This is a genomic window from Umezawaea sp. (genome assembly GCF_057122925.1).
Genome location: NZ_DBNGPQ010000040.1, coordinates 1 through 20,957 on the forward strand (window position 1 = coordinate 1; position 20,957 = coordinate 20,957).

The 20,957-nt window shown below is 72.7% G+C and carries 15 protein-coding genes; 6 read left to right on the forward strand and 9 right to left on the reverse strand.

The genetic code is table 11. The annotated features are described in order from the left end of the window. Positions 1 to 46: 46 nt before the first annotated feature. On the reverse strand, positions 47 to 649 hold the full coding sequence (locus AC156L_RS06705; RefSeq protein WP_330877580.1) for a hypothetical protein: 603 nt from the start codon (positions 647 to 649) through the stop codon (positions 47 to 49). 115 nt (positions 650 to 764) lie between these two features. Next, positions 765 to 1,538 carry a DeoR/GlpR family DNA-binding transcription regulator gene (locus AC156L_RS06710; RefSeq protein WP_330877581.1) on the reverse strand — a complete coding sequence of 258 codons (774 nt, stop codon included), beginning with the start codon at positions 1,536 to 1,538 and terminating at the stop codon, positions 765 to 767. A 147-nt stretch (positions 1,539 to 1,685) separates the two neighbouring features. Between AC156L_RS06710 and AC156L_RS06715 the strand changes: the two genes are divergently transcribed. Next, positions 1,686 to 3,179 (forward strand): hypothetical protein, encoded by a 1,494-nt coding sequence (locus AC156L_RS06715; RefSeq protein WP_330877582.1) that lies wholly within the window; start codon positions 1,686 to 1,688, stop codon positions 3,177 to 3,179. Between the two features lie 287 nt (positions 3,180 to 3,466). On the opposite strand, the gene AC156L_RS06720 is transcribed toward AC156L_RS06715, so the two are convergent. Both AC156L_RS06720 and AC156L_RS06725 read right to left on the reverse strand, forming a co-directional pair. Then, on the reverse strand, positions 3,467 to 5,005 hold the full coding sequence (locus AC156L_RS06720; RefSeq protein ID WP_330877583.1) for an ice-binding family protein: 1,539 nt from the start codon (positions 5,003 to 5,005) through the stop codon (positions 3,467 to 3,469). A 496-nt stretch (positions 5,006 to 5,501) separates the two neighbouring features. Beyond that, positions 5,502 to 6,194, reverse strand: a complete 693-nt coding sequence (locus AC156L_RS06725; RefSeq protein WP_330877584.1) for a response regulator transcription factor — start codon at positions 6,192 to 6,194, stop codon at positions 5,502 to 5,504. Between the two features lie 225 nt (positions 6,195 to 6,419). On the opposite strand from AC156L_RS06725, the gene AC156L_RS06730 reads away from it, so the two are divergent. From AC156L_RS06730 to AC156L_RS06740, 3 genes are all read left to right on the forward strand, one after another. After that, complete coding sequence (locus AC156L_RS06730) at positions 6,420 to 7,526, forward strand: C40 family peptidase (RefSeq protein WP_330877585.1); 1,107 nt, start codon at positions 6,420 to 6,422, stop codon at positions 7,524 to 7,526. Between the two features lie 178 nt (positions 7,527 to 7,704). Beyond that, positions 7,705 to 8,088 (forward strand): hypothetical protein, encoded by a 384-nt coding sequence (locus AC156L_RS06735; protein WP_330877586.1) that lies wholly within the window; start codon positions 7,705 to 7,707, stop codon positions 8,086 to 8,088. Between the two features lie 88 nt (positions 8,089 to 8,176). Then, positions 8,177 to 9,799: an L-lactate permease gene (locus AC156L_RS06740; protein ID WP_330877587.1), complete on the forward strand. Its 1,623-nt coding sequence runs from the start codon at positions 8,177 to 8,179 to the stop codon at positions 9,797 to 9,799. Positions 9,800 to 9,802: 3 nt separating this feature from the next. Here AC156L_RS06740 and AC156L_RS06745 read toward each other — a convergent pair whose 3' ends face one another. Genes AC156L_RS06745 through trpB form a run of 3 tightly spaced genes read right to left on the reverse strand, consistent with a single transcriptional unit; the run spans position 9,803 to position 12,615 of the window. Further along, a complete protein-coding gene (locus tag AC156L_RS06745; RefSeq protein ID WP_330877588.1) occupies positions 9,803 to 10,624 on the reverse strand; it encodes a GntR family transcriptional regulator in 822 nt (273 codons plus the stop codon). 33 nt (positions 10,625 to 10,657) lie between these two features. Further along, positions 10,658 to 11,449 carry a tryptophan synthase subunit alpha gene (gene trpA, locus AC156L_RS06750; RefSeq protein WP_330877589.1) on the reverse strand — a complete coding sequence of 264 codons (792 nt, stop codon included), beginning with the start codon at positions 11,447 to 11,449 and terminating at the stop codon, positions 10,658 to 10,660. Further along, on the reverse strand, positions 11,446 to 12,615 hold the full coding sequence (gene trpB / locus AC156L_RS06755) for a tryptophan synthase subunit beta (RefSeq protein ID WP_330877611.1): 1,170 nt from the start codon (positions 12,613 to 12,615) through the stop codon (positions 11,446 to 11,448). The genes trpA and trpB overlap by 4 nt, the downstream gene beginning before the upstream one ends. Positions 12,616 to 13,136: 521 nt before the next feature. Between trpB and AC156L_RS06760 the strand changes: the two genes are divergently transcribed. Then, the gene (locus AC156L_RS06760) at positions 13,137 to 15,866 is read left to right on the forward strand and encodes an AfsR/SARP family transcriptional regulator (RefSeq protein ID WP_330877590.1); all 2,730 of its coding nucleotides are present in this window, start codon (positions 13,137 to 13,139) and stop codon (positions 15,864 to 15,866) included. 41 nt (positions 15,867 to 15,907) lie between these two features. On the opposite strand, the gene AC156L_RS06765 is transcribed toward AC156L_RS06760, so the two are convergent. Then, positions 15,908 to 17,437 carry a glycoside hydrolase family 53 protein gene (locus AC156L_RS06765; RefSeq protein WP_330877591.1) on the reverse strand — a complete coding sequence of 510 codons (1,530 nt, stop codon included), beginning with the start codon at positions 17,435 to 17,437 and terminating at the stop codon, positions 15,908 to 15,910. Between the two features lie 18 nt (positions 17,438 to 17,455). Continuing rightward, entirely contained in the window at positions 17,456 to 19,495 is a 2,040-nt protein-coding gene (locus AC156L_RS06770; protein WP_330877592.1) for a beta-galactosidase, read from the reverse strand. Between the two features lie 171 nt (positions 19,496 to 19,666). Between AC156L_RS06770 and AC156L_RS06775 the strand changes: the two genes are divergently transcribed. Then, positions 19,667 to 20,956 carry an extracellular solute-binding protein gene (locus AC156L_RS06775; RefSeq protein ID WP_330877593.1) on the forward strand — a complete coding sequence of 430 codons (1,290 nt, stop codon included), beginning with the start codon at positions 19,667 to 19,669 and terminating at the stop codon, positions 20,954 to 20,956. Position 20,957 lies beyond the last annotated feature (1 nt).

Here is a 20,957-nt window from a genome sequence, read left to right on the forward strand (position 1 = left end):
CCCGGTGGTGAGCGGCGCCGTCGGGCGCCGCTCACCACGGGACCGGTCAGGAGATCTCGACCGTGGTGGTCGTGTACGCGAGCGCTCCGGACGAGTCGGTGGCGCGGACCCTGATCGCGTACGTGCCGGGCTCGGCGTAGGTGTAGTCGATGTCCTGCATGGAGTCGGCCGGGCCGGTGGTGTAGGAGGTGTCGTCCCAGTCGACGCGCAGCCTCGTCACGTCGTAGCCGTTGGTGAAGGTGGTGTGCACCACGACGGTGCGCGGGCCGCTCAGCGACGCGGTCGCGGTGACCGTCAGCGGTCCGACCGACGGGACGACGACGATCGACCCCGTCGACACCACCTCCAGGCCCGTGGTCGTGCGGGCGGTCTGGGTGATCCGGTACGTGCCGGGCTCGGCGTACGGGTGCAGGAGGGTGTCGCACGGCCCGGTGGCCACCTGGTCGTCACCGAAGTCCGTCTCGCACAGGAACTCCGCCTGCTGGGCGCTGCGGTAGACGCCCCTGATCCTCACGTCGCCACCGACCGGCGCCTGGGTCGACCCGACCGAGAACGACCTGGTGGTCACCTGGTCGGGCTCGGCGGCGGCAGGTGCCGCCGTGCCGACGACGGCCACGGCCACAGCGGCCACCAGAACAGCGAACTTCATGGTTCCCCCCAAAGTGTCCACCCCGGAAGTGCCTCCCCCGAGGCCCCCGCCCTGTGCGGGCGAGGACGAACGGTAGTGGATCAGGGCCCGGTGGATGAAGGTGCCGAGGGGCGCGTCACCCGGATGGCTCGGCGACGTGGACTGCGACCCCGGCCGCGCGCAGCCGGTCGAGTTCGGCCGCCGGGGCCCCGGTGTCGGTGACCACGTGCGCGATGCGGTCCGGCGCGACGGTCTGGACCATCGTGTCGACGCCGATCTTCGTGTGGTCGGCCAGGACCGCCACGTCGTCGGCGATGGCCGCCATGGCCCGGTCGACCCCGGCGACCGCGGTGTTCGGCGTGGACAGGCCGTGGCTCGCGGACAGACCGTTGCCGGACAGGAACGCGCGCTGCACGCGCAGCCCGCTGATCCCCTGCTCGGCGGTGCTGCCGACCAGCGCGAAGATCGCTCCCCTCAGGACCCCGCCGGGCAGGATCACCTCGACGCCGGTGCTCCGCGCGAGGGCTTGGGCGACCAGCAGGGAGTTGGTCACGACGGTCAGCCGGGGCACCCTGGCGAGGCGGCGGGCCAGGGCCTGGGTCGTGGTGCCCGCTCCGACGACGATCGCGTCACCCGGCGACACCAGGTCGGCGGCGAGGTCGGCGATGGCCGCCTTGGCCGCGCCCGCCACGCCCGCCTTCTCCGAGTGGCTGGGCTCGTAGGCGGGGCCGTCGGTGGCGACCGCGCCGCCGCGCCCGCGCACCAGCAGCCCCTCGGTGTCGAGGAACCGCAGGTCGCGGCGGACGGTGACCTCGCTGGCCCCGACGATCCTGGCCAGCTCGCGCAGCGACACGGCCCCGTTGGTGCGGACCAGTTCGAGGATCACCTGGCGACGTTCGGCGGCGAACACGGCCACAGGATAGGTCGTTCCTGATCGGAACTGATCGTTCGGGAGCCGATCGAACGCCACTTCCGATCAATCCCTGGTGCCCGACGACCGTCTCCGGGTACATCTCGTGGACCGGTCACCGGTGATCGGAACGAGGGAGGCACACGTATGGAGGGCGGAATCGATCGCCGCAGCCTGCTGCGCGGAGTGGGGGCGGTGGGCTGCGCGGCAGTGCTGCCCGGCCTGCTCGGCACCGCGACGGCGGCGGCGCAACCGGGCGCGACCCCGTTCGACCTGCACTTCGAGGTCACCCACAAGTTCCGGCCGTTCGACCTCATCGCACCGAGGTTCACCCAGTACGACAGCGCGATCGGCGCCCTGACCACCCTGGGCACCCTGATCTCCACCGGTGTGCGGCCGAGGGCCCCGTTCGGGTCGGTGCTGGTGGAGGTGCAGGGCGTCGACGGTCCCGGTGCCGTGGTCGCCGGTCTGGCGGGCGGCGGCACGTCCGTGCTGGGCACGGTGGACCCGTCGGCCGGGCGCGCGACCATCGAGGTCACGGCGGGCGGCACGACCACGGTGGTGAAGACGGCCGAGGTGCGGGTGTCCGGCGCGTTCCGGATGGCCGTGGTGGTCAACGAGAACGCGGTGACCGTCCTGGTGGACACCACCGGCACGGGCACCGCGTGGCAGCCGGTCGTGACGGAGCGCGACCGCGTCCGCGCGCTGGTCGACCTGCGCGTGCCCGCCGTGCTCGGCAAGCTCGACTACTCCTACGGCGGTCGCGGCACCGGCTCGGTCCGCCTCGGCCGGGTGCGGGCGGGCTACTACGGCCAGGCCGGGGTGCGGGACCCGCACGTCGTGCAGCACGCCGACGGCAAGCCGTACATCCGCGACGGCAAGCTCTACCTGACGATGACCAACGCCGGGCTGGGCTTCTTCCAGCAGGCGCACTGGGCGGTGTGGACGCTCGACCTGGCCGACCCGTCCAAGCTGGAGCAGGTCGCGGTGCTGTTCTTCGCCCGAGACGGCGTGGTGGTGGGCGACCACGCGGGCCAGATCGTCTACGACGACCGCACCCGCCGGTTCATCCTGCTCATGAGTTCCTGGGGCGACTTCGACTTCCGCGGCGTGCACGTCCGCCACACGACCACGACCGCGAACGTCCTGTCCGGCGTCCACGTCCTGTCCACCGAACGCCTGGCGCTGCCGACGTCCGTCAGCTCGTGGGACCCCGCGCTGACCCGCGTCGACGGCCGGTGGCGGCTCGCGTTCGTGGAGAGCGAGGCCCAGCAGCCGTCGTTCATCTTCCACCCGGCCCTGGCGGTGGGCCCGCCGGGCGCCGACTACGCCGACTCGCTGAGCCTGGTCGGCGCGGACACGACCGTCGACCAGACCGAGGGCACGATCATCCAGCGGGTGGGCCGCCAGTGGTACGTGTTCGCCAGCGACGGCGACGCCCGCGAGTACCCGGTGTACGACCTGGCGATGCGCAAGCTCGGCACGCTCGACGCGCCCTACGGCACCAACATCCCGCACCCGGTCCTGCTGCCCGTGGGCCGCGACTGGGTGATGATCACGTTCGACGGCACCCAGTACGCCGAGTCCGTCCTGGGCTACGGCGGCCACGGTGACCTGGTGGTCATGCGGTCCACGGGATGAGGCACCGGTGCGCCGCCCCGGTGCCGGGGCGGCGCACCGGGACGGCCGCGGCCCGCGGCAGGGCGGTCAGGCACGCGGGGTAGTCGTCGCACCCGGTGGCCGCGCCGCGCCGATCGCCGACGGCGGTGCCGGTGGCACCGCCGCTCCGACGAACTCCCCGGTGAATTCGCGCATCACGCACCTCCTTCGACCGAACGATGATGAAGGAGCGGATGCCTCGTCGCGACGCGACGACCGGATCCCGTTGTTCTCGCACATTTATCAGCGTGGCCTCCGGACCGCGTCACTCACATTTTCCGCGACTTTCGCGAGCGGAGGGTGACCAGGAGGAGAGCGCCGCCGAGGAGGAGCAGCACGCCGATCGCGAGCGCGGACCCCAGTCCGCTGCTCACCCCGGTGCTGGCAAGGCCGGACGAGTAGTAGCCCGATTCCGAATCGTCGGTCCACACCCGCTCACCCGAACCGGCGCCCTTTCGGCCCGCGAGGGCGCTGTCGGTCGTGGAGGTGCCCGACGCGGTCCACGAGGTGGTCGAGGACCCGGTCGTCGCCTCCAGCGCGGCCGTGGTGCCCGAGGTCGTCGAGCCGGTCGTGGTCGGCGTCGTCGTGGTCGTGGACTCCTCCGTGGTGGAGGGCGTCGTGGTGGTCGTCGTCCCGTCCGTGGTCTTCCCGTCCGTCGTCGTGGTCGAGTCGGTGGTGGTCGAGTCGGTCGTGGGTCGGGTGGTGGTCGTGGTGTCCGTCGTCGACGTGTCCGTGGTCGTGGTGTCCGTCGTCGACGTGTCCGTGGTCGTCGTCGTTTCCTCGGTCGTGGTGGTGGTCCCACCCGTGGTCGTCGTGGTCTCGTCCGTCGTCGACGTGTCCGTCGTCGTGGTCGTCGGCTCCGTCGTCGTGGTCGTCGGCTCGGTCGTGGTGGTGGTCGGCTCGGTCGTGGACGTGTCAGTGGTGGACGTGTCGGTCGTGGTGGTCGTCTCGTCCGTGGTCGTGGTCGTGTCCGTGGTGGTCGTCGTCGGTTCCGCGGTGGTCGTGGTGTCGTCGGTGGTCGTCGTCGTCACGTCGGTCGTGGTGGTCGTGATCGGCGTCAGGTCGCACCCCGGCACCGTGAACACGTTGTCGTCCAACGAGACCTGCCCGTTGCGCGCCAGCGCCCGCCCTTCGACGACCGCGCCCGTGTTCACGGTGATCGAGGTCAGCGCGAGGACGCTCCCGATGAACGACGAGTTGGTGCCGAGGGTCGCGGAGCTGCCGACCTGCCAGTAGACGTTGCACGGCTGGGCGCCGTTGACCAGGTCGATGCTGCTGGCCGACGCGGTGATCAGGGTGGAGGCGATCTGGAAGATGAAGACCGAGCTCGGGTCGTTCTGGCCGTCGAGCGTCAGGGTCCCGCTCAGCGACAGCGGGCCGGTCGACTTGTAGACCCCGCCCGGCAGCACCTGCCCCACCAGGTCGTCCGAGACGCTCGCGGTCGGCGCCCGGCCCGCGGCGTCGTCGTAGGCGATCACCAGGTCGGACTGCGCCTGTGCGGCCACCGCGTTGCCCGCGTTCGTCGCCCCGCCCACGAGCCCCGGCGGGAAGCCGGTGATGGCCGTGCCGGGACTGACGCCGAGGTCACCGCCGAGGATCGTGTCGCCGGTGTTGGTGACCGTCACACCCCCCAGCACCGAGTAGCTCGCCGCGGTGCCGAGCGGCACGGGCGCCTCCGCGGCTGACGCGGTCGTCTGGCCCGCCAGCAGCCCCACCACCACGAGGGTGCTCGCCGCGGTGACGAGCCCGCCCGCGACGCTCCACCGCCTGCGGTCGAATCGTCCGGTCCGAACTGGATCGCCGTTCATCCAATGGCCTTCCCACTTTTGTCAAGAATGTGATCACGGGGAACAAGGCGAAGCGTGCACCGTGCATTCGAACTGTACGCGGAACAACCAGACCGGACTCGATCACGAATGAATCATGAAAGCGAGCAGCGGAAAACCAGAGGAGAAAAAGAGTTCTCACACGGGCTGATCCGGTAACGCTCACCGTCGACTTTCCGATGGGGAGGCTCCCACCTTCGACAAAAGGCCACCGGAAGACCGGTATCCGCCGTTCTAAACTTGTAATTCACCCACAGGAGCCCCAAAACCACAAATACACTCGATCGGGTGATTCGCGAATGTGGTGTCGTCAACGAGTGCCGAATCGATGCTCATCGGTGGTCCGCCACCACGGACGGGCAGGTCGGGTACCGGAACTCCGAAGCCGCGCGGGCCACCCGGTCGCGGCGCCGTCCGGGCACCTCATCGGCACGCCGTGCGTCCCGGCCGGTGTCCCCGTCGTCGACCACGAGCGCCCTCACGGCCCGACCTCGGCCACGTACCGGTAGCCGACCCCGCGCACGGTGGTGATCATCCCGGCCTCGCCGGTCGCGCTGAGCTTGCGCCTCAGGTTGGACATGTGGACGTCGACGGCGTGGTCGTCGGCCAGCCACGAGCCGCCCCACACGCGTTCCCGGAGCTGCTCGCGCGTGTGCACCTGGCGCGCGTTCTCCATCAGCGCGGCCAGCAGGTCGAACTCGATCCTCGTCAGCACCACGACCTCACCCGCCACCCTGACCTCCCTGGCCTCCAGGTCGATCTCGACCGGGCCCGGCTCCACCGCGGTGGCTCCCACCAGGTCGCGCGGGCGGCGGAGCACGGCCTGGACCCTGGCCAGCAGCTCCCGCGGCGAGAACGGCTTCGTCAGGTAGTCGTCGGCCCCGACGGACAGCCCGATGAGCTTGTCCTCCTCCTCGGCGCGGCAGGTCAGCATGAGCACGTAGGAGTTGGAGAACCGCCGCAGCCTCCGGCAGACCTCGACCCCGTCCGGACCTGGCAGGCCCAGGTCGAGCAGCACCACGTCGGGCCGCCAGTCCCGCGCGGCGACCAGGGCTAGGTCGCCGTCGCCCACGGACCGCACGTCGAGGCCTGCGTCCGCGAGCGCCAGCTCGATCAGGTAGCTGATCTCGGGGTCGTCCTCGACGACCAGGACCTTCGCGGGCTCGCTCATCCCCGCCATTGTGCGCGTTCCGGCGCGGACCGCCACCGAGGACTCGGAGATCACCGCGGTCCGATCTCGACGGCCGTCCTCGTGGGAGCGGCAGCTCCTCCAGCGCCCCTGGTGGGCGTCCGGGGAACCTCAAGTTATCCGCAAGCACTCGCCGCACCCCGTCCGCCGCCCGGATCCGCGCCTAACGTCGGGCTGTCACCACGTCCGTCGCAAGAGGAGCCCGCCGTGAAGAAGCACGCCGCGTCCACGTTCGTCCTGGTGTTCCTGACCGCCGCGCTGATCGGCGTGGTCGGTCCGCCGGGAACGGCCGCCGCGCAGGAGCCCACCGCCCCCGGCACCGCCCGCTACGAGGAGTTGAGCCGGTCCGCCGCGCGCGCCAGCGAGGACGTGCTGACCGCCCGGCAGGTCCTCGCCGACACGCGGGTGGCGCTGGACGAGGCGACCGGCGCGGCGGACCGGTCGCGGGTCCTCGCCGACGAGGCCGCCCAGGCGCTCACCCTCGCCACCGAAGCGGCCGACCGGGCGCAGCGCGTGGAGGCCGGGCTGCGGGCCGAGATCGACCACATCGTGGAGATCTCCTTCAAGGGGCTGCGGCTGAACGGTCTGGCGGCGATCTTCAGCAGCGACTCGCCCGAGGAGTTCCTCGACGCCGCGATGATCATGGACGTGTACGCCGAGCGGCACGGTGACCTCGTCTCCGCTGCCGCCACCGCCTCGACCGACGCCGCGGTGGCCAGGGGCGAGGCGGACGCGGCCCGCACCAGCGCGGCGGAAGCCAGCCTGGCCGCCGACGACGCCCTCGGCACCGCGCGGCGGCTCACCGACGAGGCGGCCGAGGCCGCGCGCGGTGCGGAACTGCGCCAGGAGCGGCTGGACGGCGAGGTGGCGGAGGTGCGTCGGGCCCTCGACCAGCTGGCGGGTGCCGACCGGGCCCTGCTGAGCGGCACCGGTCCGGCCGTCGACGTCCCGGCGGCCGGGAGCGCCGGGGGCGACGCCGTGCGCTTCGCGCTGACCCAGCTCGGCAAGCCGTACGTCTGGGGCGCGGTCGGGCCGGACACCTACGACTGCTCGGGTCTCGTCATGACGGCGTTCCGGTCGGCGGGCGTGGCCGTCCCCCGCACCACCTACACCCAGGCCCTGATCGGCACGCCGGTGCGGCGTGACCAGGTCCGGGCGGGCGACCTGGTGCTGTACCACGACTCGCTGAGCCACGTCGCCATGGTGGTCGACGGAACCATGGCCGTGCACGCGCCGACCGCGGGCGAGCCGGTGAAGGTGAGCCCGATCAACGCGATCGGCCCCATCGCGACCATCCGGCGGATCGGCGGCTAGCACGGGGTCGGTCGACGCACGACCGGGGCCCGGCCCGTGGACCCGACCTCCACCTGGACCGCCTGTCCCCCGAGGACACCGCGCCGCCGAACCGCGACCGTCCGGACCGGGTGGGCGGGCAACCCGCGGGACCCGTGCGGCGTGGAGGGAGCAGGAGCGGTCACGGGTGGGAGGTTCGATGGCTGTCGCGGTGCGCGTGCTCGTCGCGCTGTCGGTGATCGCGCAGGTGGCCGCCGTCGCGGCGGCCCGGCACGCGGACGCCGCGTACCGGGACGGCCGGTACGAGGAGCTGTCGCGAACGTCCCTGGTGAGCCTCGCGGCCCTCGCGGTGCTGGCGCTCGTGGGGTTGACGACGAGCGCGGTGTCGGCGTTCTGGCTGTGGGAGGAACGCGGCCGGTGGGCGTGGCTGTGCTGGGCGGCGGGTCCGCTCTGCCTGGCCGCGCAGGGCTTCGCGTTCTTCGGGCAGCGCACGGTCGTGTACCTGGTCCTCCTCGTGCTGCACGTCGTGTCCGGACTGGCGCTGGCCGCGGCGTTCCGGCCTCCGGCGGCGCGCTCCAGTTGAGACGGCCGCGGAACGCGGTCGGTTGACCACGGTGAGCCACTGCCCCTAGCGTCGTGGGAAAGCGCGTTCCCTCACCGAGGAGGAGCACGTGTACCAGCCGGTCCTCGACGCCGTCTCGGGTTCGCTCGGCCTGACGGCGCTGTTCGCCGCACTGCCGCTGGTCACGTTGTTCGTGCTGCTGGGCGTCGTGCGGATGAGAGCGTGGCTCGCGGCGCTGCTGTCGCTGCTGATCGCCCTGCTGGTCGCGGTCGTCGCCTACCCCATGCCGGTCGGCCAGGCGCTGCTCGCGGCGTCGGAGGGCGCGGCGTTCGGGTTCTTCCCGATCCTGTGGATCGTGGTCAACGCGATCTGGGTGTACAACATGACCGTCCACACCGGGCACTTCGACGTGCTGCGGCGGTCGTTCGCCCGCGTCAGCGACGACCAGCGGATCCAGGGCGTGATCATCGCGTTCTGCTTCGGGGCGCTGCTCGAAGCGCTCGCCGGGTTCGGCACACCGGTCGCGATCACCAGCGTCATGTTGGTGGCGCTGGGTTTCCGGCCGTTGAAGGCGGCGACCGTCGCGCTCGTCGCGAACACGGCGCCGGTCGCGTTCGGCGCGCTGGCCGTGCCGATCACGACGCTGGCGACGGTCACCGGGCTCCCGGTGCAGGACCTGGCGTCGATGGTCGGCAGGCAGACGCCGCTGCTGGGCGTGTTCGTGCCGATGGCGCTGGTGCTGATCATCGACGGGCCGCGCGGGGTGCGGCGCACGCTGCCCGCGACGGTCGTCTGCGGTGTCACGTTCGCGCTCGCGCAGTTCGCCACCGCCAACTACTTCAGCGTCCCGCTCACCGACATCGTCGCCGCGCTGGTGAGCGCCGCGGCGACCGTGCTGCTGCTGCGGGTGTGGCGGCCGGTGGACACCTACGTCGAGGCGGTCGCGCCCGGCGGCGCGGGGTCGTCGGCGGAACCGGCGCCGGAGCGGGACTCCCCCGCGGAGGTGTTCCGGGCGTACGCCCCGTACGGCGTGATCATCGCCGTGTTCGCCCTCGCGCAGATCCCCTTCGTCAAGAGCGCGCTCGCAGGCGTCACCCGGACGTTCTCCTGGCCCGGCCTGCACCTGCTGACGGCGAACGGGAAACCGTCCACCCTGCCGGTGTTCAAGGTCGACTGGCTCGCCTCCGGCGGAACGCTGCTGATCATCGCCGGGCTCATCACGATGCCGCTGATCGGCATCGGCGCGCGCCGGGCGTGGAGCACCTACCTGGCGACCTACCGGCAGCTGGCGGCGGCGATCGTCACGGTGATGGCCGTGCTCGCGCTGGCGTACGTGATGAACGCGAGCGGCCAGACGGCGACGCTCGGCACGTGGATGGCGGGCGCGGGCGCGTTCTTCGCGGTGCTGTCGCCGATCCTCGGCTGGATCGGGGTGGCCGTGACCGGCTCGGACACGTCGTCGAACTCGCTGTTCGGCGCGCTCCAGGTCGCCGCGGCGCAGCAGGCCGGGCTGAGCACGACGCTGATGGCGGCGGCCAACTCGTCCGGCGGCGTGCTGGGCAAGATGATCAGCCCGCAGAACCTCGCCATCGCGGCGGCGGCGGTCGGCGTGTCCGGGAAGGAGGGGGACCTGTTCCGCAAGGTCCTCCTGTGGAGCATCGGCTTCCTGGCGCTGATGTGCGCCCTGGTCTACCTCCAGTCCACGCCCGTGCTGTCGTGGATGGTGCCGTAGCGGCTACTCCAGGACGTACCGGACGTTCGGACCCGTCGCCTCCCGCTCGATCGTCACCACCATGCGGTCGCTCACGAGCAGCGCGTCGTCGTGCACGAGCGCCGCGCCGTACCCGTCGAACGTCAACCGGTCGCTGCGCAACCCGACCGCACCCGGCACGACGTGCAGCAGGGCCGCCACCTCCGGCGACATCGACTGCGGCGTGATCGTCTCGGTGGCGCGCGCGGGCACCGCGCCGCAGCGCTCGGCCAGCAGCCCGTACAGCGACTCGACGCGGAAGTCCGCGTCCAGCAGGGCCGAGCCGAGCGACTCCGGCACGCGGGACGTCTGGTGCACCACGGGGTTCGGGCCGACCAGGCGCAGCCGTTCGACCTCCAGCACGCGGTCGCCCTCCGCGAGGCCGAGGCGGGCGGCGATCCGCGGGGTGGCCTCGACGACCTCCGCGCGCAGCAGCGTCGTGTCCATCGCGATGCCCTGGCCGCGCAGGTCGTCGACGATGCTGCCCAGACCCGTCGCCACGTAGGGGACCCGGTTGATCCGCACGTACGTGCCCTTGCCGGGGATCTGCTCGACGACGCCCTGCGCTTCCAGGGCCTGCAACGCCTGCCTCAGCGTCATCAGGCTCACGCCGTACTGGCTGCTCAGGTCGCGCTGGGACGGCAGCGGCCCACCCGCGCGGAACTCGGCTCGCCCGATCCGGCGCAGCAGGTCGCGTTCGATGATCACGTACTTCGGCGTGGCGACGGCCTTCGTGAGCTGGTGCTCGGTGTCCCGCCGCGGGTTCGCCATGCTGCCCGTCCTCCTGGTCCGTCCCACGTGGATCACCGTGGGAGACGGTATCCGCCGGGACGGCCCGCGTCATCCGCGGGCCCGGTCCAGTGCCGCGCGGAACCCGCCGACCAGCTCGCCGACGCCCGCCGGGCCGCCGCCCTCGGCCACGCGGCGCATCACCGGCGCCCCGATGATCACGCCGTCGGCCACGCCCGCGACCCTCTCGGCGTTCTCCGCCGTGGACACGCCGACGCCGATCAGGACCGGCTTGTCCGTGACGTCCTTGAGCCGCCGCGCCATGGCGCGGGCCGAGTCCGTCGGGGCCGCCCGCTCCCCCGTCACGCCCATCACGCCCATGCCGTAGACGAACCCCGTGCTGCGCGCGCACAGCTCCGCCAGCCGGTCGGCCGGTGTGCTGGGCGCGGCGATCAGCACCGCCGCCACGCCGTGCGCGGCGGCGTCGGCCTCCCACGACACCGACTCCTCCAGCGGCAGGTCCGGCAGGATGGCGCCACCGACCCCGCTCTCGACCAGCAGCCGGGCGAACTCGCGCTGCCCGTGCTGGAGCACGAGGTTGTAGTAGGTCATGGCGATCAGCGGCACGTCGCGCCGGTACGCGGCGAGGTCGCGCAGCACGGACCCTGGCGTCGTGCCGCGCTCCAGCGACCGGACGGACGCGGCCTGGATCACCGGGCCGTCGATCACCGGGTCGCTGAACGGGATGCCGATCTCCACGGCGTCCGCGCCCGCGTCGACCGCGGCGTGCACGAGGTCGACCCAGTCGTCGGACACGCCCCCGGTGACGTAGGGGACCAGCAGCTTGCGGGTGGTTCCGCGCAGGTGGGCTTCGAGCGTGGTGGGGTACGCCGTCGTCGTCATGCCGTGCCGCCCTTGCCGAGGAGGGTGATGACCTGGTGCATGTCCTTGTCGCCCCGGCCGGAGAGGTTGACCAGCACGGTCGAGCCGAGCGGGACCTCCCGGCCCGCCTCGCGCAGCAGGTAGGCGAACGCGTGCGCGGACTCCAGCGCGGGGATGAGGCCTTCGAGCCTGCTCAGCTCCCGCACGGCGACGACCACCTCGTCGTCGGTGACGGACGGGTAGGTGGCGCGGCCGATCTCGGCGAGGTGGGAGTGCTCCGGTCCGATGCCGGGGTAGTCCAGGCCCGCGGAGATCGAGTGAGCCTCCAGGACCTGACCGGGGCCGTCCTGGAGCAGCATGCTCCTGGCCCCGTGCACGACGCCGACGCGGCCCGCGCCGACGGCCGCGCCACCGGCGGCCTCCACGCCGATCAGGGCGGCACCGGTGTCGGCGAACCCGGCGAAGATCCCGGCCGCGTTGGAGCCGCCGCCGACGCAGGCGACCACGTGCGTCGGGTCGGCGCCGTCGAGCAGTTCCCGGCACTGGGCGAGCGACTCGTCGCCGATGACCCGCTGGAACTCGCGCACCATCCACGGGTACGGGTGCGGCCCGAGGACCGAGCCCATGCAGTAGTAGGTCGTGTCGACGGAGGCCACCCAGTCGCGCAGGGCGTCGTTGACGGCGTCCTTGAGCGTCCGGCTGCCCGAGGAGACCGGCCGGACCTCCGCGCCGAGCAGCTCCATCCGGAAGACGTTGAGCTGCTGGCGCTCCACGTCGACCTCGCCCATGTAGACCACGCACTCCAGGCCGAACAGGGCGCACGCGGTCGCGGTCGCGACGCCGTGCTGCCCGGCGCCGGTCTCGGCGATCACCCTGGTCTTGCCCGTGCGCTTGGCCAGCAGCGCCTGGCCCAGCACGTTGTTGATCTTGTGTGAGCCGGTGTGGTTGAGGTCTTCGCGCTTGGCCAGCACCCGGATGCCGAGTTCCTCGGAGAGCCTGCGGCACTCGGTGACCGGCGACGGCCTGCCCACGTAGTGCCTGAGGTAGCCGTCCAGCTCACCCCGGAACGCCGGGTCGGCCCAGGCCTCGGTGAACGCCCGCTCCAGCTCCAGGCAGGCGGGCACGATCGGCTCCGGCACGAACAGGCCGCCGAATTCGCCGAATCGCCCCGCCACGGGATTCCCCATGAAGGGTGTGGTCACGGACATGCCGATCCTCCGGACACGAGTGAGAATGGTTCACCACTGAACAGGAAGACCGTCGGCCAATGGCACAACGACCCGTCCGGCGCGCGCCCCACCTGGCACAACACCCACCTGCCCCGACTGGCTCGCGATCCATGCTCGCTCACGGGATCCACTGTTGTCAACCACAGTTCTAGATCGGTGAAAATGCTCCCCCATTGTCAACCCGACCGTTCCGCGGCGCCGCACCCCCAGTGAGCGGCGCCGCGGAACGGTCGACGATCGGGACTCAGCGACCGCCGCCGGACAGGACGGTCACCCTGTTCGGTCCGCCGTTGTCGACCCCGGTCCTGACCGGGGCGACGACCCGCCCGGTGCAGCGCGTGCCGTTCTCGCGGACGAACTCCACGGTGTGCCTCTCGGTGGGGAACGGTGCTCCGCCGTCGGCGGGACCGTGCCCACCACGTTCGTCCCAAGATCGGGAACGAACCTAGGATGAACCTGGAATCGCCTGATGGGAGTACGTGGTCTTGCCGCTGGAGTTCGGTCTGCTCGGTGATGTCGAGGTGCGCCTGGACGGGCGGGTCGTCGACGTCGGTCACGTCCGGCGGCGCTGCGTGCTGGTGGCCCTGCTCGTGGAGGAGGGCCGACCCGTCCCGGTCGACCGGCTGCTCGACCGCGTCTGGGGCGAACGGGCTCCGCAGCGGGCGCGGGACACGCTCTACGGCTACGTGTCGAAGCTGCGCCGCCTGCTGGACGTCGACATCGACCGGCAGCCCGGCGGCTACCAGCTCGCGGTCGACCCGGACACCGTCGACCTGCTGCGCTTCCGGTCGCTCGTGCGGCAGGCGCGCGACACCTCCGACGACGAGCGCGCGCTGGTCCTGCTGGACGACGCGCTCGCGCTGTGGCGCGGCCAGGCGCTGGCCGGGCTGGAGTCGCCGTGGCTGGACGCGCTGCGCGACACCCTGCACGCCGAGCGCGAGGCGGCCGAACTCGACCGCTACGACGCGGCCCTGCGCTGCGGCCGGCACGCGGCGGTGCTGCCGGACCTGCGCGCGGCGACCGCCGACCGCCCGCTCGACGAGCGCCTCGCCGCGCGGCTGATGCTGGCCCTGCACCGCAGCGGGGGCTCGTCCGAGGCGCTGCGGCACTACGAGCACGTGCGGCGCCACCTCGCCGAGGAGCTGGGGGCCGACCCCGGAGCGCCGCTGCGCGAGCTGCACCAGGGCATCCTCCAGGCGGACCCGACCCTCGTCGCCGCCGAGACGCGGGCGGTGCCTCGGCAGCTGCCCGCGCGGCAGCGGTGGTTCACCGGCCGGGAGGGCGAGCTGGCCGCGCTGGACGCGGCCGAACCGGCGGGCACGGTGCTGATCACCGCGATCGGCGGCACCGGCGGGATCGGCAAGACCGCGCTGGCCGTGCAGTGGGCGCACCGGCGCGCGGACGACTTCCCGGACGGCCAGCTCTACGTCGACCTGCGCGGGTTCGACCCGTCCGGCGAACCGCTGGCGCCGACGGTGGCCGTGCGCGGCTTCCTCGAAGCGCTCGGCGAGGACCCGGCGGCCGTCCCGGCCGACCTGGACGCGCAGACCGGTCGGTACCGCGGCCTGGTGTCGGGCAAGCGGCTGCTCGTGGTCCTGGACAACGCCCGCGACACCGAGCAGGTCCGCCCGCTGCTGCCGGGCAGCCCGACGTGCGCGGTGGTCGTCACCAGCCGCCTGCGCCTGCCGGGCCTGCTGACCTCGCACGGCGCCCGGTCGCTCTCGCTGGACGTGCTCGGCGACCGCGAGGCCCACGCCTTCCTCACGGCCAGGCTCGGGGCCGACCGCGTCGCCGCCGAGCCCGACGTGGTGTCCGCGCTGGTCGGGTGGTGCGGCGGCCTCCCGCTGGCGCTGGGCATCGTGGCGGCCCGCGCGGCGCTGGACCCGGACTTCCCGCTCGCGGTGCTCGCCGACGAGCTGCGCGAGTGCTCCGACCGGCTGGACGCGCTGGACGCGGGTGAGATCGGCGCGAGCCTGCGGGCGGTGTTCTCCTGGTCGGTCGACGCGCTGCGCCCCGAGGCGGCCGAGGTGTTCGCCCTGCTGGGCCTCTCGCCGTCATCCGACATCGGTCTGCCCGCCACCGCCGCGCTCACGGGGCTGCCCACCGGCCGGGCGCGGCTCCTGCTGCGGGACCTGGAGAACGCGCACCTCGTGCAGCAGCACGTGCCGGGCCGCTACCGGACGCACGACCTGGTCGGCCTGTACGCCGCCGACCTCGCCCCGCGGGCCGGGCGCGGGGCCGCGCTGCGCAGGCTGGTCGGGTTCCACGTCGGCACCGCGCGGGCGGCGGCGCTGGTGCTGGAGCCGCACAAGCCCCTGCCCGAGGCGGAGCGGGTCGAGGGCTGCCGCCCGCTGGCGTTCGAGGACGGCGCCGCGGCGATGCGGTGGTTCGACACCGAGCACGAGGGTCTGCTGGCGGTGCAGCGGCTCGCCGCCGAGCACGGGTGGCACGAGGACGCCTGGACGCTGGCCAGGACGATGAACAACTACCACCTGCGGCGCGGGCGCTCGGCGGACGACGTGGCGGCGTGGCGGGTGGGGCTCGCCTCGGCCGAGCGGATGGGCGACGCCTCCAAGCAGGCCACCGCGCACCTGTGCCTCGGGGTGGACCTCGTCGAGGTGTCGGCCTCCGAGCAGGGGCACGAGCACCTGCGGCGCTGCCTGGAACTCCTGCGGGAGGGCGACGACCCCGGCCCCCTCGCGAGCGCGCACCGGGCGAACGCGTGGGCGCTGGAGTTCGAGGGCGACTTCGAGGGCGCGCTGGCCCACTCGCTGAGCGCGCTGGAGGGGTTCCGCGCGACCGGTTCCCGGACGCGGGTCGCCGAGTCGCTCAACGAGGTCGGCTGGCGCTACGCGTGCCTCGGGCGGTACGCCGAGGCGCGGCAGTTCTGCGCGGAGGGCATGGCGCTCAACCGCGAACTGGGGCACCGGGAGGGCGTGGCCGCCACGCTGGACAGCCTCGCCCACATCGCCCACCACGACGGCAGGCAGGCCGACGCGGTCGCGCACTACCACGAGGCGCTGGCCCTGTACCGGGAGCTGGACTACAGCACCGAGGAGGCCACCGTCCTGCACCACCTCGGCGACGTGCACGCCGTGACGGGCGAGGACGGCCTGGCGCGGGAGATGTGGGCGAAGGCCCTGGCGCTGTACGAGGTCCAGGGCCGCACCGCCGACGTGGAGGCCGTGTCGGAGCGGTTGCGGGCCTAGCACCCCGGCTCGGGACGGCGGTGTCCCGAGCCGGGCACCGGTCACCCGGCGAACGCCGTGATCGCGGGCAGCGCCGTGCCGGACCAGTCGAACAGGGCCTGGTTGTCCCACCCGTCACCGGAGTTCGGGTTGTCGGGGTCCCAGCCGTTGCCGGGCACGGCGGTCCAGGTCGGCTCCCAGTAGACGACGCCGAGCCCCCTCGGCACGGCCCGCACGACGGCGAGCACGTCGCGGAAGTTCGCGAGCTGCCCCTCCGAGGTGGCGGGGTAGCCGGGGACCAGCAGGGACGGGTCGCTGAAGGCGTTCCGCTCGAAGTCGGCGTCGGCCATGGTGAACGGGTAGGCGGTCTCGGCCACCAGCACGTCCCTGCCGTAGCGGGCGGTCACGTCGAACAGCGTCCGCTGGAGCTCGCCGAGCGTGCCGTGCCAGTAGCCGTAGTAGGACAGGGCGATGACGTCGAACGGCACGCCCCTGGACACGGCGTTGTCGAACCACCACCGCACGTCCGCGCCGCGGGCGCCGTTGGCGACGTGCAGCACGACCCTGGTCGACGGCGACACGGCCTTCACCGCGCCGGCACCGCTGGTGAGCAGCCGGGCGAGCTGGTCCCAGTTGTCGATCGACCCCTCGGGCCACAGCATCCCCGAGTTGGTCTCGTTGCCGACCTGCGCCATGTCCGCCGTCGTCCCCTGCGCCTTCAAGGCGTTCAGCACGTCGAAGGTGTGGTCGTAGACGGCCTTCGACAGCCCGGCGACGTCGTAGGACGCCCACGCGGCGGGCTTGTGCTGCTTGCCGGGGTCGGCCCAGGTGTCGGAGTAGTGGAAGTCGATCAGCAGCCCGAGGCCGAGCGCCTTGACCCGCCTGGCCATCGCGAGCACGTCGTCCCTGTCGTTGTAGCCGTCCGCCGGGTTCACCCACACCTTGAGCCGGACGTAGGTGGCGCCGTTGGCCTTCAGGATCGCCAGGGCGTCCTGCCGCGCGCCCGACGCGGTGCGGTAGACGGCGCCGTGGTCCTCGCCCTTCTTCAGGCTCGACACGTCGCCGCCGCGGATCGCGAGCGACGCGCGCCCGGCGGTGAAGCGGACGTCGTCGAAGTTCGCCCACGTCCCGGCCTTCCCCCTCGACACCAGGGCGATCGTGCAGCGGCCGGTGGTGACCTGTGCGGACACCACGAGGTCGATCCACAGCGCGCCCGCGCTGATCGGCAGGGACGCGCGCTGCTCGGCGCCGCCGCAGTCCCGCAGGGCGATGTGGGACGTGCCGCCGGAGCGCACCCACACCCGCAGCGTGTGCCAGCCGTTCGACACGCCCGTCAGGGTCTGGCGGGTCTCGACCTCGTAGGCCGAGGCAGAGTAGTGGGACAGCCGGTAGGAGCCCGAGCGGCCACCGGCCTCGGTGAACGACGCGCCGAGCGTGCCGCCGGTCGTCCACCCGGCGGGGGTGGCCGTGCCCCCGTCGGCCTCGAACCCCGCGTTGGTCGGGGTCGCGGCGGCGCTCGCGGTGGCGGGTGACAGGCCCGTCGCCAACACCAGCGCCGTGACCACGGCGAGCAGTCGTCGTGGTGAGTTCATGGTCGTCCCTCCTGAACCTCAGGTCACGCGCACCACGGCCACACCGCCGGGTGCGACGAGCAGGTCCGGGCCGCAGGTCCGCCCGGAGAGCAGTTCCGTGCCGCGGGCGTCGACGCGCACCGCGTGGTCGTTGTGGTTGACGACGAACAGGTACTCGGCGTCGGCGCCCGCGCGCCGGACGACCTCCACGTCGGCCGGCAGGTCCACGCGCGGGTCGATCCCCGCGTCCACGCACGCGTCGTGCAGGACCGGGCCCAGCGCGGCGGTGTCCATCCTCGTCGAGACGTACCAGGCGATCCCGGCGCCGAACCGGTGGCGCGTGACGGCCGGACCGCCCGCGCTCGGTCCGTCGACGTACCGGACGACGGACTCCGCGCCGGTGAGCAGCACCTCCTCCGCCCACGTGTCGGCGTGCGCTCCGCCGTCGAGCAGCACCCGCTCCCCCGCGCGCAGCGGCAGGACCTCCTCCACCTCCACGCCGAGCACCTCGCGCAGCGCGCCGGGAAAGGGGCCGGGGTGGACGGTGTCGTTGGCGTCGACGATGCCGGAGAAGTACGACACCACCAGGGTTCCGCCGCCGCGCACGTACTCGGTCAGCACCGCGGCGGCGGCCGGGGTCGTGAGGTACAGCGAGGGCACGACGACGAGCGGGTAGCCGTCGAGACCGGTCCCCGGCCGGACGAAGTCGACGGTGAGGTGGGCGTCCCAGAGCAGTTCGTAGAACGCGCCGACGCGGTCGCGGTAGTCCAGTTCGGACGACGGCCGCCAGTCGAGTTCCAGCGCCCACCACGACTCCCAGTCCCACAGCACCGCCACGTCGGCGAGCACCAGGCTGCCGCGCAGCTCCTCCAGCCCGGCGAGGTGGCCGCCGAGCCGGACGACGTCGTGCCACACCCGGCTGCGGGTGCCCGAGTGGGGCAGCATGGCCGAGTGGAACTTCTCCGCGCCGAAGCGGGAAGCGCGCCACTGGAAGAACATCACCGCGTCGGCTCCCCTGGCGACGTGGGTGACGCTGTTGCGCACCATCTCCCCCGGCCGCTTGGCGACGTTGCGCGGCTGCCAGTTCACCGCGCTGGTGGAGTGCTCCATGAGCATCCACGGCCGCCCGCCCGCCACCGAGCGGGTGAGGTCGGCCGACATCGCCAGGTCGACGTGGTTCCGGTCGGCCTCGGCGGTCAGGTAGTGGTCGTTGGCCACCACGTCGACCTCGGACGCCCAGCGCCAGTAGTCGATGGACTTGCAGTTGGTGGTCATGAAGTTGGTGGTGACGGGGACACCGGGCGACCGCTCGTGCAGGACGTCGCGCTCGGCGCGGAAGCAGTCCAGCAGCTCGTCGGAGCAGAAGCGCAGGAAGTCCAGCCGCTGCGCGGGGTTCACCGTCGTGCCGCTGGTGCGCGGCGGCTCGACCTCCTCCCACTCGCCGTAGCGCTGGCCCCAGAAGGTGGTGCCCCACGCGGAGTTCAGCGTCGCGAGGTCGCCGTGCCGCCGCCGCAGCCACCGGCGGAACGCGGCGGCCGACTCCGGGCAGTAGCAGGAGCCCACGGGGGCGCCGTACTCGTTGTGCACGTGCCACATCGCCAGCGCGGGGTGCTCGGCGTACCGCTCGGCCAGTGCCGTGGTGATGCCCAGCGCCGCGGCCCGGTAGGCGGGCGCGCTCGGGCAGAACGTCGCCCGTGAGCCGAGTTCGAGCACGACGCCGTTGTGGTCGACCGGCCGGACGTCGGGGTGCGCGCGGTAGAGCCACGCGGGTGGCGCGACCGTCGGGGTCGCCAGGTTCGCCCCGATCCCCGCGCCGTTCAGCAGGTCGAGCAGGCGGTCGAGCCAGCCGAAGTCGTGCTCGCCGGGCCGGGGTTCGAGCAGCGCCCAGGAGTGGATGCCGACGCTGACCAGGTTGACCCCGGCCCGCCGCATCAGCTCGACGTCCTCCAGCCACACGTGCTCGGGCCACTGCTCGGGGTTGTAGTCGCCGCCGAACACCATCCCGTCGATCCCGACGGGCGTCGGCGGGGCGTCCGCCCGGAGGCCCGGCACGGCCCGCCCTCGCACCACACTGCCCATGAAATCTCCAGGTTTTGGGAACGTTCACAGTTGGTTTACCAGGCTACTTCCCTGTTGCAGAGCCGCGTCAAGCGGTTGACAGGACGCACCTGGGCGCAACTACTGTGCACGTTCACAGCGCTCGTCCTCGCCGGTGCAGTCGCTGGCGACGCTGACCCGACCGGAGACCCCATGCGACTCGACATCGCCAGGAAGGCCGTGGCGGCAGGCCTCGGCCTCGCCCTGCTGGCAGGCTGCGGGAGCAGCGGAGGCCAGGACCCCGAAGGTCCCACCGAGCTGAGCTTCTGGGCCTGGGCGCCCAACATCGAGAAGGTCGTCGACCGGTGGAACGCCTCCCACCCCGACCGCAAGGTCGTGATGAGCAAGCAGGCCCAGGGCGACGACCTGGTCACCAAGCTGCTCACCAGCGCCAAGGCGGGCAGCGGGCCGGACCTGGCGCAGGTCGAGTTCCAGGCGCTGCCCACGCTCGTGAGCAACGACGTGCTGGCCGACGTCTCCGCCGACGCGGCGGCGGTGGAGGGCGAGTTCCCCGAGGGCGTGTGGCAGCAGGTCACGCTGGGGGGCGACGGCGTGTACGCGATCCCGCAGGACTCCGGGCCGATGATGTTCTACTACCGCGCCGACCTGTTCCAGCAGTACGGCCTGACCGTCCCCACGACCTGGGACGAGTACGCGCGGACGGCCAGGACCCTGCGGTCCAGGGCACCCGACAGGTTCCTCGGCACGTTCTCCTCCAACGACCCCGGCTGGTTCGCGGGCCTCGCGCAGCAGGCGGGCGGCTCGTGGTGGAGCATCGACGGCGACACCTGGAGGGTCTCGATCGACGACGCGGCCACGAGGAAGGTCGCCGCGTACTGGAGCGGCCTGGTCGCCGAGGGCGCGGTCGACAAGACCCCGATGTACACGCCGGAGTGGAACAAGGCCCTCAACGACGGCACCCAGATCGGCTGGGTCAGCGCCGTGTGGGCGCCCGGCGTGCTCGCGGGCAACGCGGGGGGCACCCTCGGCCGGTGGGCCATGGCTCCCCTGCCGCAGTGGGACGCCGCGTCGCCGCGCACCGGCAACTGGGGCGGGTCGACCACGGCGGTGATGTCGGCGTCGACGAAGCGGAAGGCCGCCGCGGAGTTCGCGATCTGGCTCAACACCGACCCGGAGGCGGTCGCCGCGCTGGTGACCGACAGCGGGGTCTACCCCGCGGCGACCAAGGCCCAGACCGGGTCGGCGCTGGAGCAGCCACCCGCGTTCTTCCCGGCGCAGGAGGACTTCTACCCCACCGCCCAGAAGATCGCCTCGACCGCCGCGAGCTTCACCTGGGGACCGAACGTCAACGTCGCCTACACCGCGTACAAGAACGCCTTCGGCGCCGCGATCACCGCCGGGACCGACCTGGTGCCCGCGCTCTCGGAGGTGCAGCGGGCGACGATCGACGACATGCGGGCCAGCGGGTTCAAGGTCGGCTGAC